The following is a 12,410-nucleotide window of genomic DNA, read 5'->3' on the forward strand; positions in this document are numbered from 1 at the left end:
CTCTTGTCAAGCACTCGTCGCGACGAGACCCGCGTAGATGTCCAGCAGATTCTTTGCCACCGCGTCCTCGTCCGGCCACCTGGCGGACAACTCCCGGCCCCGTGTCCGCATAGCGTTCGCCGTCTCAGGCTCCGCGAGCACCGCCCGTACGCCGTCCGCCAGCCCGTCGGCGTCCCCCGGGAACGCCAGTACGGCGCTGTCGCCGACCAGCTCGGGGACGCCGCCGACCGCAGTCGCCACCACCGGTACGCCGACCTGCAACGCCTCCTGGATCACCAGGGCCCGCGCCTCCCAGTGAGAGGTCAGCAGGAACACGTCAGCCGCCCCCAGGAGATCCGCGACGTCGTTGCGGTGACCGAGCAACCGCACCGGGAGACCCTCGGCGTCGATCCGCGCCTGGAGGGTCTCGCGCAACGGACCGTCGCCGACGACCGCGAACACCACGCCCGGGTTGGACTCGCGGACCAGCGCGGCCACGGACAGTAGCGTCGGGTAGTCCTTCTGCGGAGCGAGCCGCCCGACCGCCAGCACGAGGGGTTGTTCGGCGAGGCCCAGTGCCTCCCGGACCTCATGGCGCGGTGTGCGGACCTGAGGGATCGCTGGAGCCGCTACCGGCGCCAGTCTGGCCTGCCGGGCGCCAAGGCGCTCCGCAAGCTCCACGAGGTCGTTGGAGGCCCCCAGAGTCAGGTCTGCTCCCCTGGCCACCAGTCTTTGGCCCAGCCGCATCACGAGTCCGCGCGGACCCGGGGCGATCACCGCGTTGTGCCAGGTGACGACCAGTGGCCGCAGCCGCGACCTGTCCCGCAAAGCGGTCATCCCGGCGCGGTAGCCGTGGGCGTGCACCACGTCGACTCCGCGCAGGGCAGAGGCCTGTGTGACCACGGTCGCGGCACCGAAGTCGAAGTGCTCGGCCGTGCCAGGCGGTGCGCACACCACCACCTCGTGCCCGGCGTTCCGGAAGCGCGGCACCAGCGAGACGACGTGCTGCCCGATCCCGCCCCGCGACTCCGCGAGCAGCAGGCCGATCCTCATTGCGTCTCCTCCACAGCGTTGGGGACGCCCCGGCGCAGCAGAGCGCGGGCGTCCGCGCGGTCCAGGACCATCACGACCGCGGCGTACACGACAACGACGGCCAGCCCGGACAGCACCGAGAACACGACCGCACTTCCTACTCCGGCGTCGCCGGACGGTATCGACACCGCCCAGCCCGCCGCACCGGCCAGCACGGCAGCAGTCAAGGCGGCAAGCGTGGCACGAGGCAGCCCGGCCAGCGCGTCGGCCCCGGCGTCGCGTCCCAGCGCAAGCACGAGAACCACGGCGCCCAAGACCATCCCGATCGACATCGCCGCAGCCAACGCGGGCACCGCGTCCCACTGCGCGGTCAACACCACACCGGCGACCGCCACCACGACCCAGGCGGCCGACGTCACCACTGCGACCTGCCGACCCGCGTGCCGCGCGTACAGCACCCGGCCCACGTGCATCAGGACCGCGAACCCGATGGCTGCCGGCGCGAACGCGAACAATGCGTCAACCAGGGATGCTGCGGTCGACTCCTGCACCGCGCCGTCGTCGTACGCGAAGATCCGCGCGACGGGGACGGCGGTCCCCACCAGGAGCGCGGCGCCCGCACCACCCGCCAGCATCACCGCCCGCGTCGACGTGGCTGCAAAGTAGTCGAACCGCTCACCCGACTCGTACGCCGCCGCGAGCCGCGGGAACACCGCGGTGGTGATCGGCACCGCGAGTACGGCGTACGGCAGCAGGTAGACCGCGTTCGCCCAGGTGTAGACGGCGATGCTGCCCGGAACGCCTCGGTGGTTGGCCAGGTAGGTGGTGACCACGAACGTGAGTTGCTGAGCGATGAGTACGGCGAGGCCGGCCAGCGCGAGCCTCCGGAGGACCGGACCTACGCCGGGGTCGAGTCGAAGCGTGGGCTTGACCGGGAGGCGCAGTACCAGCATCGGAACGAGCACGGTCAGCGCGAGCGCGGCGACGCCGGCCGTCGTACCCCAGGCCAGCAGGTCGGCCGCGCCGCGCGAGGCCGCGTCGGCCTCCGGCGCGGCCGCGGCGAAGGCGAGATAGGTGCCTATGACAACAAGACTGGAGACCAGCGGGGCCAGCGCGCCGGCCGCGAACCGCTTGTGCGACTGCAGGAGCGCGGTGGCGATGACGGCGATCGCGTAGCCGAAGACCTGCGGCACGAAGATCGCCAGCATCCGGGCCGCCGTCGCGGCCGAGCCGCCGCACTCGGCCCCCGGCGCCAGCATCACGTCGGTGTAGGTGGACGCGAGAATCCAAGCCAGCAAGGCGAACGGCGCCAGCAGCACGAACGACCAGGTGAACAGGGCACCGATGATGCGGCCCTGCGCGGCCCGGTCGCCCCGCGCCACTGGGCCTGCGAGCACGGGGATGACCGCACCCGCCAACGCACCGCCCGCGACGATCTCGAACAGGATGTTGGGCAGTTGGTTCGCGGTCGCGTACGCCTCGGCGAGACAACCGGCCCCGACGGTCTTGGAGAAGACCAGCCACCGGCCGAAGCCGACGACCCGAGCCAGCACGGTGATGGCGGCCACCAGCAACGCGGCCTGTGCGATGCGTGCGCCGGTGCCTGAGCCGCCGCCCCCGGCCGGGCGCTCAGCGCCCGAGCCGTCCGTACTCACCTGGGCCTACGGCCCCACTGGTCGATCTTGTCGAGCACCGGGGTCTCGGCGATGACCTTGGTGAAGCTGACCTTCTCGCTGGCCAGGTTCAGCGCGACGACCACGCCCAGCGCCAGCACCTTCAGCGGACGCGGCAGCGCTGCCGCGAGCGCCGTACCGGTGAGAGCGCCCAGGCCGTTCGCACCGCAGTCGCCCAGCATCGAACGCTCACCCAGGTCGGACGGCGCCGCGGCCGCGGCCGCACCGACCACCGCGCCGGCCGGACCATTGACGACGGCGAGCGGCGCGTTCACGGCGGTGACCGCCTTCAGCGCGCGGCCGGGCCGCAGGTCGAGAAGGTTGGTGAGATTCGCCGTCCCGGCGATCAAGGCGCCGTCGGCAACGATCCCGGCGACTGCCTTCACCCCGGACGACTTCCGCGGCAGCATCGCGGCGGCGATCAGACCGGCGACTCCGACCCCGAGGATCTTCACCGATCCGCTGGTCACCTCGCCGCGCTGCAAGGCGGTCAGGTGACCCCGGAAGCCCTTGGCCTGCGTCGTTCCGCGCAGGTCGTCGTACGCGCCGACCGCCCCGGACACCGAACCCGCGACCAGCGCCGCGGCCTTGACCTTGCCCGGGGTCTTCGGCGACACCGCGACCCCGGCGAGCGCACCGAGCACCGCGACCGGGCCCTCGAGCAGCGTCACCGGCTCCCCGCGGTGGTTGGTCCGCTCGAACGGTTCCCGGTTCTCCTTGGGCAGTTTCGCCGTACCTCGTTCGAGCACGGCGGTGGCGGCTGCCGCGACGGCAGCGCTCAGAATTCCCACGTCAGTTGTCCTTCGTCTGTACGTCCGACGGCGCTACGCCGTTCTTCGCGTCGACCGCACCGTACTGCCCCGCCTTGCCGCCCGCCTGCTCCGCCAGCGAGAAGACGACCGTCGCCTGCCCGGCGGGGATGTCGGCCACGTCCACCGAGGAAACGATCTTGGCGGCGTCGGAGTCACTCCGCAATGCCTTGAGCAGGCCGCCGTCCTCCGCGGTCACCGGCGTACCGGCCACCACGACCCCGCTGCTGCCCTGGTCGAGGCCCTCGACGAAGTCCACCGCGTCGTTGTACGACGAGTTGTCCGGCACCGGCGTCGGCGGCTTCGCGGCCACCACGACGACCAGGCTCGCCCGGTCCTTGATCTGCGACGGCTTCAGCGACAGCAGCTTGGAACCGGTCAGCCCGCTGAGGATCTTGGTCGACTCGGCGTCGGCGGCCTTGCCCTCCTCCTTGGCCGCGAGCCCTCGGGCGAGGATCAGGCCGGCCCGCTGGTACGTCGTACTGTCCGCGGGGAAGTCGATGTCGGCGGTCACGAGCTCGGTGACCAGTTGCTCGACCAGCTGACGCTGACCGGCGTCGAACAGCTTGCTGTCCAGCGCGACCCGGGTGGTGACCTGACCGCCGGCCGTCTCCAGCTCCTCGGTCAGCGTGTTCGCCAGGTCGCCGTCGGCGTTCGGCATGGTGACGACGGCGATCTTCCGGCCGGCCAGCTTGCCGTCGGTCAGGCCGGCGGTGACCTTGGCGACGTAGTCGTCGCGGTACTTGTCCAACGCCTTGGCCTCGTCCAGCTTGGCCCGCGCGTCGGCCAGCTGCTGCCGATCCCGCTCGGCCTGGCTCGCGACGATCTCGCTGGTGGTGCCCTTCAGCGGGCCGGCCCCCAGCACCACACCGGCGCCCAGGGCGAAGAAGATCGCCACGATCGAGACGATGTGGTAGCGAAAGTCGATCACGTGAACAGCTCCCGGATCCAGTAGACGAAGTCGCTCCAGCGCGCCCGCAGGATCGACCAGAGCACATCGTCGGCACCGCTCGCGACCAACGCCATGCCGAGTGCGAACAGGCCGGCCACGGCCAGCGCGACCACCTGCAGAGTGGACACCCGGCTGCGGTACAGCCGGCCGACACCCTTGGCGTCCACCAGCTTGGCACCGACGCGCAACCTGGTGATGAAGGTGCTCGCCATCCCGGCGCGCCCCTTGTCGAGGAACTCGACCAGCGAATTGTGGGTGCCGACCGCGACGATCAGCGAGGCCCCCTTGGAGTCGGCCAGCAGCATCGCGACGTCCTCGCTGGTGCCGGCCGCCGGGAACTCGATCGACTCGACCCCGAGCCGCTCCAGCCGCTCCGACCCGGGCGCGCGGCCGTCGCGGTACGCGTGCACGACCACCTCGGCGCCGCTCTTCAACGTCTCGTCCTTGACCGAGTCCATGTCGCCGACGATCAGGTCCGGGGCGTAGCCGTTCTCCACCAGCGCGTCCGCACCGCCGTCGACCCCGATCAGCACCGGCCGGTACTCGCGGATGTACGGGCGCAGCGCGACCAGGTCCTCGCGGTAGTCGTACCCGCGGACCACGATCAGCACGTGCTTGCCTTCCATCTGCGTGTGGACGTCCGGTACGCCGACGCCGTCGAGCAGCAGGTCGCGTTCGCGCCGCAGGTACTCCAGGGTGTTCGCGGTGAACGACTCCAGCTGGGTGGACAGCCCCGACCGGGCGTCGTCCATCAGCTCGGCGACCGACGTACTGTCCTGGGAGACGCCCTTCGCGACGACCTCCTCCCCGCGGTACAGGCAGCCTTCGTGCAGCCGGACCCGCTCGCCCTCGTGCAGGATCGCGAACACCTCGCGGCCGACGCCGTCGACCAGCGGGATACCCGCCTCGACGAGGATCTCCGGGCCGAGGTTCGGGTAGCGGCCGCTGATCGAGTCGGCCACGTTCACCACCGCGGCGACCCGGCAGTCGACCAGCGCCTCGGCGCTGACCCGGTCCAGGTCGACGTGGTCGATGACCGCGATCTCGCCCGGTTTCAAACGTTTGGTGAGATTCTTGGTACGGCGATCCAGCCGGACCACTCCGGCGATCCCGGGCAGTTCAGTGGGTCGTGCTCTCCGCAGGCTGGGCAGTTTCATCGCGCTCTCATCCTGCCATGTCAAGAGCCCCCTCCCGGTCCATTTACCCAGGCGGGCCGTCGTTCACGCTGCGAAATAACGGTGACTTTGCGTCAAATCATCCTTTGGAACGAGCCTTTTTGCGCGGTGTGCGGCGTTCGGCGGCGAGTGCGAGCAGTTCCTCGGCGTGGGCCTGGGCGGCATCGGAGTGCTCCAGGCCGGCCATCATCCGAGACAGCTCCTTCAGCCGGGCGTCGTCGTCGAGCGCGACCAGACCGCTCGTGGTGACGGAGCCATCGTCACTCTTCAGCACCATCGCATGACGATCCGCGAACGCGGCCACCTGCGGCAGGTGCGTCACCACGATGACCTGGGCCTTCTCGGCCAGCCGGGCCAGCCGTTTGCCGACCTCGACCGCGGCCCGGCCGCCGATCCCGGCGTCGATCTCGTCGAACACCAGCGTCGGCACCGGATGCGTGTCCGACAGGATCACCTCGAGCGCGAGCATCACCCGGGAGAGCTCACCACCGGATGCGGCCTTCTGCAGCGGGCGGGCCGGGCTGCCCGGGTTCGCCGCGAAGCAGAACTCGACCTCGTCGATCCCGAACGGGCCTGCCGCGGCCTCGTGCACCTCGATCGACAGCTTCGCGTGCGGCATCGCCAGACCGGTCAGCTCCTCCGACACCGCCACGCTCAACCGCTCGGCCGCCTCGATGCGCGCGGCGCGGATCTGCTGACCGAGGTCGGCGAGCTTCGCGTCCAGCTCGGCCAGCTCGGCGGTCAGGTGCTCGACCCGCTCGTCACTTCCGTCCAGCTCGGCCAGCCGCGTGGCCGACCGCTTCGCCCAGTCGAGCACCTCGTCCACGGTGCCCTGCTCGGCGCCGTACTTGCGGACCAGGCTGGTCAGCAGCGACCGCCGTTCACTCACGACCGCCAGGCGTGCCGGGTCGGTGTCGACGTCCGCGGCGTACGACGAGAGCTCCTGCGCGAGGTCGGCCGCGAGGTACCCGAGCTCGCCGGCGCGGTCGGCGAGCTCGGCCAGCTTCGGGTCGTGCTGCCGCTCCGCGTCCAGCACCTGCTTCGCCAACGCGAGCAGCCCGAGTACGTCGTTGGGCCGGGTGGAGTCGAGATCCTCCGACGCCAGCGCGTCGGCGGCGGTCGTGGCCGCCGTCCGCAGACCGTCGGCGTACGCGAGCCGGTCCTCCTCGGCGGCGAGCTCGGTGTCCTCACCCGGCAGCGGCTCCGCCTTCGCGACCTCGTCCAGCCCGAACCGCAGCAGGTCCGCCTCGGCGAGCCGATCGCGCTGCCGGGTGGTCAACTCGGTGAGCTCGGCCTCGACCTCACGGTGACGCTTGTACGCGGCGGCGTACTCCTGCAGGGGCACGAGCACCGGCTTCCCGGCGAACGTGTCCAGGGTCTCGCGCTGCCGCGACGGCTGGAGCAGCCGCCACTGCTCGGCCTGCCCGTGGATCGCGACCAGGTCACCGGACACCTCGCCCAGCACCGACACCGGGACCGAGGCACCGCCCAGGAACGCCCGGGAGCGACCTTCCGAGGACAGCTCACGCGCGATCAGCAACTCGTCGTCGTCCAGCTCGCCGCCACGCTCCTCGGCCTGCCGCACGATCGCCTTCGGTACGGCGCTGGCCCGGCCCTCGACCCGGGCGCGCCGCGTCCCGTGGCGGACCAGCCCGCTGTCGGCGCGGCCGCCGAGCAACATGTTCACCCCGGTGACGACCATCGTCTTGCCGGCGCCGGTCTCGCCGGTGACCGCGGTGAACCCCGGATCGAGGTCCAGCGTGGCGTCCTCGATCACGCCCAGCCCGGTGATGCGAATCTCCGAGAGCATGCTCTAGGTCTCCTGTTGTCGGTTGCCGTTGGAGCTGGAGTTGGTCGTGCTGTTGCTATTGCCGGTGCCGTTGCGCTTTCGCTCGGCGGCGCCGCGCCAGCCGAGCACGGGAAGGTCGAACTTCGCCACCAGCCGGTCGGTGAACGGCGCCTCGTGCGCCCGCGCCAGCCGGACCGGCCGCGTCCCGCGGCGCACCTGGATCTCCGCCCCCGGCGGCACCTCGACCATCCGGCGGCCGTCGCACCACAGCACGCCGCGGCCGTGCCACGACGGCACCAGCTCGATCGACAGCTGCGACGTCGGCGCCACCACGATCGGCCGGGAGAACAGCGCGTGCGCGCTCAGCGGCACCATCAGGATCGCCTCGACCTCCGGCCAGACGATCGGACCACCGGCGGAGAACGAGTACGCCGTACTGCCGGTCGGCGTGGCCACCACCACCCCGTCGCAGCCCCAGCGCGACAGCGGCCGGTCGTCCACCTCGACCATCACCTCGAGCATCCGCTCGCGGGCCGCCTTCTCCACGCTCGCCTCGTTCAGCGCCCAGGTGTCGAAGATCAGCTCGCCGGCCAGCCGGACGTCGACCGCGAGCGTCATCCGCTCCTCGACCGTGTAGCTGCGGTCCACCACCACCTGGACGATCCGCTCCAGGTCGTCCACCTCGGCCTCGGCCAGGAACCCGACGTGGCCGAGATTCACCCCGAGCACCGGCGTACCGTGCGGACGGGCCAGCTCGGCACCGCGCAGGATCGAGCCGTCGCCGCCGAGCACCATGATCAGCTCGACGTCCAGCGCCGCCTTCTCGTGGTCGTCGACGAGCTCGGCGGGGTCGAGCTTGAGCGCCTCGGCCTCGTCCGCGAGCAGCCGGACCTGCAGACCGGCGCCGGTCAGCAGCCGGTGCGCGTCCCGCGCCACCTCGACCGCCTGCTCCCGCCCGGTGTGCGTCACCAGCAGCACGCGCCGCGGCTCGTGCTCAACCACGCTGCCTCCTCCGTACCGCTGCCTCTCCCGCCCGGTCAGGGCTGCTGCCTTCCGCCCCACCGCCGCCGGTCAGGGCGGACCGCTCTCGATCGCGGTCTGGAGCATCGTCTCATCGAGAGGCGGCGCGGAACGGCGTATCCACAGGAAGTATTCGACATTTCCTGACGGACCGGGCAACGGGCTGGCGGCGACGCCCTCGATGCCCCAGCCCAGCTCCCGCGCCTTGGCCGCGACTCCACGGACGGCGTCCGCGCGCAGCTCGGGATCGCGGACGACGCCGCCCTTGCCGAGCCGCTCCTTGCCGACCTCGAACTGCGGTTTCACCATCAGCACCAGGTCACCGTCGGGTTTCACCACCCCGATCAGGGCCCGCAGGACGAGCGTGAGCGAGATGAAGCTCAGGTCGGAGACGACGAGGTCAACCGGTTCACCACCGATGTCCTCGAGCGTGAGCGTGCGGACGTTCGTCCGGTCCATCACCGTGACGCGCTCGTCGGTCTGCAACGACCACACCAGCTGCCCGTATCCGACGTCGACCGCGATCACGTGCGCCGCGTCGTTGCGCAGCAGTACGTCGGTGAAGCCGCCGGTGGACGCGCCCGCGTCGAGGGTCCGCCGTCCCTTCACCTGGACCGCGGGGAAGGCTTCGAGGGCGCCGATCAGCTTGTAGGCGCCGCGGCTCGCGTACCCGGGGTCGTCGGCGGCGGACGTGTCGACCACGATCGCCGCATCCAGGCCGACGCCGGTGGCCGGCTTCGTGGCGACGGTCCCGGCCACCTTGACCTTGCCCGCGGCGATCAGGTCGCTCGCGTGCTCACGGGACCTGGCCAGGCCCCGCCGTACCAGCTCGGCGTCGAGCCGCGAACGCTTGACTCCCTTGGCCACTCAGACCGTCTGGCCCCGGTCACCCGGCTCGGCGTCCGCCTCCACCAGCGCACTCTGCAACCGCTCGTGCAGGTCGGCGTACACCTCCGCATGCTCCCCCACCGGCCGATCCCGCAACTCCCCCAACCGCCCCATCGTCTCCTCCACCAACGGATGCGCGCGGTCGTCGTCGCCCACCGCAACGTTCGCGACACCGTCCCCCGCCGAGTACTCCGCCACAGCTTCCCCCGCCGACTCCGCCCCGGCTGCGAAGCTCCCGACCTGCTCCGGCTCCTCCGCTTGCGCCGAATATTCCGCCACGGCCTCACCCACCGGCTCCGCCTCGGCTCCACCCGCGCCCGCGGACTCCGCCTCGGCTCCACCCGCGCTTACGGGCTCCGGGTCGACTTCACGCGCGCTTACGGGCTCCGCGTCGACTTCACCCGCGCTCGCGGACTCCGGGACGCCTTCACCCGCGCTCGCGGACTCCGCCTCGGCTCCACCCGCGCTTACGGGCTCCGGCTCGGCTCCACCCGCGCGCGCGGGCTCCGCGTGCTCCGGCACCACGGACCCGGCGGCGTACGGGTGCTCGTGCTCCTCCCCCGGCGCCCGGGCGAACTCCGGCCCGAACTCCACCTCCGCCGGATCCACATGCCCACCGGCCTCGCCAGCGTCGCCCGACTCCCCGCCCGCAGCCTCACCGGACCACGCCGGCGCCTCCTCAGCCGCACCAGCGAACTCCCGCTCACCGCGCCGCTCATCGACTTCCGACTCACCGCGCCGCTCGTCAGGCTCCCACTCACCGCGCAGGTCGCCGGCTTGCGGCTCACCGGTCTGCGCCTCGGACCCGGCAGCCGCCGGCTCGGCGGACCATCCCGCGTGCTCCGGCTCGGCCGGGTTCTCGAGGGACGCTTCGAAGGCTGCCTCGGTGTCCGCGGCCGGCTCGGCGTCGGCGGCGTACGAGAACTCCTGCGGGGCGGGCTCGGTGTCGTAGTCGGGGGTTTCGGGGGCCTCCTCGGACGGGTAGCCGGGCTCGACGTCGGGGTCGACGTCCGGCGGGAACTGCTCCCCAGGGTGCTCGGTCACGTCAGGCCTTCTTCGCCGTCTTCTTCGCCGCCGCCTTCTTCGCGGCGATCTTCTTGGCCGGCGCCTTCTTCGCCGCCTTCTTCGCCGCGGCCTTCTTGGCAGCAGACTTCTTCGCAGCCGTCTTCTTCGCCGCTCCCGGCGCCGCCTCCGCCAGCACATCACCGGCCGGCTCGACCGGCGGCGCCGACACGGACTGAGCGGGCACCGGCGCAGCGGCCGCGGCGGCCCGCGCCTCGGCCAGTTCGCTCTCCAGGTTCTGGACCCGGCGGGTCAGCGCGGCGACCTCCTCGGCGCGGACGAACCCGAGCCGCGCGACCGCACCCTCGACCTCGTTCGTCACGATCGCCTGCAGCAACTGCCGATTGCTCTTGCTGGTGGCAACGATCTCGTCGGCCAGGTCACTCACCTTGGTGGTCAGCCCGGTCGTCAGCTTGTCGGCACCGGTCTGCTGGAGCAGCGCCTTCGCCGCCGCCTCGGCCCGCTGCTTGGTCACCTCGGTCAGCCCGTTCGCCAGCTGTACGTAGCCGCGCAGTGCGTCCATCACCATGACTGCCTCCTCGCGTCGTTCCAGCAACGGTATCGCCTCACCCCCGCAATACCACCCACCCCCGCACCACCACCCACCCGCACCACCCCGCTCCCCCAGCCCACCGCCCACCCGCACGACCCCGCACCCCCGCCCCAACTTGCCTGGTGGACCCCTCAGTTCGTGGGTTCTCCACCGCGATTCCGGCTGCAGAACCCACCATTTGGCTGGTGAACCACTCAAATGGGAGCCGCGCCAAGGCGAGCCGCGCCGACGGGAAGTCGCGCCGATGGGAGCCGGGCCGAGGGGATTCGCGCCAAGGGGAGCCGCGCCGACAGGCGTCGCGCCAACGGGAGCCTCGCCACCGGGAGTCGCGTGGATCAGAGTCGCGGCCTGGGTCAGGAGTCCAGGCCGACGCGGTGCAGGGCGGCGTCGATGGCGATCGACCCCGGCTCGGCGGCCGGCTTCGGGAGCGGCCGGCGGCTGCGCCCGGCATTCTTCGCGGCCTTGGCGACCGGCTTGACCGGTTTGGCCGGCGCGTCGACCGCGGCCCACACCGCCGACAGGATCGCCCGCAGACCGTCGTACGGCGCGCCCTCGCCCTTCACGCTGACCGCATTGTTCACGACCTCCGCGGTCCAGCCCGCACACGTGTGCCGCCCGCTCTCGACCGTCACCCCGGGCTGCTTCTCCGCCAGCGCGCCGAGCCCGGCCGCGACGTACGTCGGCCGCTGGTGCCTCGGTGCCCGGGCGAGATCATGCGCGTCGTGGACGCCGGTGGCCACCCACAGGCTCGCGATCCCGACCGCGTTCGCACCCTCGATGTCGGAGTCCAGCCGGTCGCCGATCATCAACGGCCGCTCGGCCTCGAGTCGCTCGATACTCGTTTCCAGCAAGGGTTTCTCCGGCTTGCCGGCCACGATCGGATCCACCTCGACGGCGGCCCGGATCGCCTGCACGAGCGTCCCGTTGCCCGGCGCCATGCCCGCCGCGGTCGGGATCGTCAGGTCGAGGTTGGTCGCGTACCACTTCGCGCCCTCGTTGATCGCGTGCGCGCCGTCCGCGAGCATCACCCAGTTCACGTCCGGGTGGAACCCCTGGACGACGGCCACCGGGTGCGCGTCGCTGCTGCGGACCGGCTTCAGCCCGTACTCCTCCAGCGCCGACGTGAGCCCCTCGCCGCCGACCACGAGCACCGGCGAGCCCTTCGGGAACTCGCCCGCGATCAGCTTCGCGGCCGCCTGTGCCGAGGTCACCACGTCGTCGGCGATCACATCGAGCCCGAACGACGCGAGGTGCTCGGCGACGACCCGCGCCGGCCGGCTCGCGTTGTTGGTGATGTAGCCGATCCGCAGGCCTTCCTTCGCGGCCTTGCGCAGGTTCTCCGGCGCGTCCGGGACCGGGTCCGGACCGACGTACACGACGCCGTCCAGGTCGAGCAGCGCGACGTCGTACCGGCCGGCGAGCGGTTCGTCACACTCCGACAGCGGTGCGGGTGCGGTGCGTTCCGTGCTCATGCTTCC

Annotated in this window: 11 protein-coding genes; all 11 read right to left on the reverse strand. The window is 71.7% G+C overall.

From position 1 onward, the window contains the following. Window positions 1-6 precede the first annotated feature (6 nt). Window positions 7-1,032, reverse strand: a complete 1,026-nt coding sequence (locus ACQPYZ_RS25890; protein WP_433160656.1) for a glycosyltransferase family 4 protein — start codon at window positions 1,030-1,032, stop codon at window positions 7-9. Continuing rightward, window positions 1,029-2,666, reverse strand: coding sequence for a murein biosynthesis integral membrane protein MurJ (gene murJ, locus ACQPYZ_RS25895; RefSeq protein WP_433160657.1), 1,638 nt, complete (start codon window positions 2,664-2,666; stop codon window positions 1,029-1,031). The genes ACQPYZ_RS25890 and murJ overlap by 4 nt, the downstream gene beginning before the upstream one ends. Continuing rightward, window positions 2,663-3,475, reverse strand: coding sequence for a hypothetical protein (locus ACQPYZ_RS25900; protein WP_433160659.1), 813 nt, complete (start codon window positions 3,473-3,475; stop codon window positions 2,663-2,665). Before ACQPYZ_RS25900 ends, murJ begins: the two co-directional genes overlap by 4 nt. Before the next feature lies 1 nt (window position 3,476). Beyond that, on the reverse strand, window positions 3,477-4,424 hold the full coding sequence (locus ACQPYZ_RS25905) for a copper transporter (RefSeq protein WP_433160660.1): 948 nt from the start codon (window positions 4,422-4,424) through the stop codon (window positions 3,477-3,479). Then, window positions 4,421-5,602 (reverse strand): putative cytokinetic ring protein SteA, encoded by a 1,182-nt coding sequence (gene steA / locus ACQPYZ_RS25910; RefSeq protein WP_433160661.1) that lies wholly within the window; start codon window positions 5,600-5,602, stop codon window positions 4,421-4,423. Before steA ends, ACQPYZ_RS25905 begins: the two co-directional genes overlap by 4 nt. A gap of 97 nt (window positions 5,603-5,699) precedes the next feature. Next, entirely contained in the window at window positions 5,700-7,430 is a 1,731-nt protein-coding gene (gene recN / locus ACQPYZ_RS25915; RefSeq protein ID WP_433160662.1) for a DNA repair protein RecN, read from the reverse strand. A gap of 3 nt (window positions 7,431-7,433) precedes the next feature. After that, on the reverse strand, window positions 7,434-8,411 hold the full coding sequence (locus ACQPYZ_RS25920; RefSeq protein ID WP_433160664.1) for an NAD kinase: 978 nt from the start codon (window positions 8,409-8,411) through the stop codon (window positions 7,434-7,436). A gap of 69 nt (window positions 8,412-8,480) precedes the next feature. Then, on the reverse strand, window positions 8,481-9,296 hold the full coding sequence (locus ACQPYZ_RS25925; protein WP_433160665.1) for a TlyA family RNA methyltransferase: 816 nt from the start codon (window positions 9,294-9,296) through the stop codon (window positions 8,481-8,483). Continuing rightward, window positions 9,297-10,361 carry a hypothetical protein gene (locus ACQPYZ_RS25930; RefSeq protein WP_433160666.1) on the reverse strand — a complete coding sequence of 355 codons (1,065 nt, stop codon included), beginning with the start codon at window positions 10,359-10,361 and terminating at the stop codon, window positions 9,297-9,299. A 1-nt stretch (window position 10,362) separates the two neighbouring features. Then, window positions 10,363-10,908: a phasin family protein gene (locus ACQPYZ_RS25935; RefSeq protein WP_433160668.1), complete on the reverse strand. Its 546-nt coding sequence runs from the start codon at window positions 10,906-10,908 to the stop codon at window positions 10,363-10,365. A gap of 377 nt (window positions 10,909-11,285) precedes the next feature. Continuing rightward, window positions 11,286-12,404, reverse strand: coding sequence for an HAD-IIA family hydrolase (locus ACQPYZ_RS25940; protein WP_433160670.1), 1,119 nt, complete (start codon window positions 12,402-12,404; stop codon window positions 11,286-11,288). Between the last annotated feature and the right edge of the window lie 6 nt (window positions 12,405-12,410).

The sequence above is a fragment of the Kribbella sp. CA-247076 genome, assembly GCF_050942445.1.
Classification (GTDB): domain Bacteria; phylum Actinomycetota; class Actinomycetes; order Propionibacteriales; family Kribbellaceae; genus Kribbella.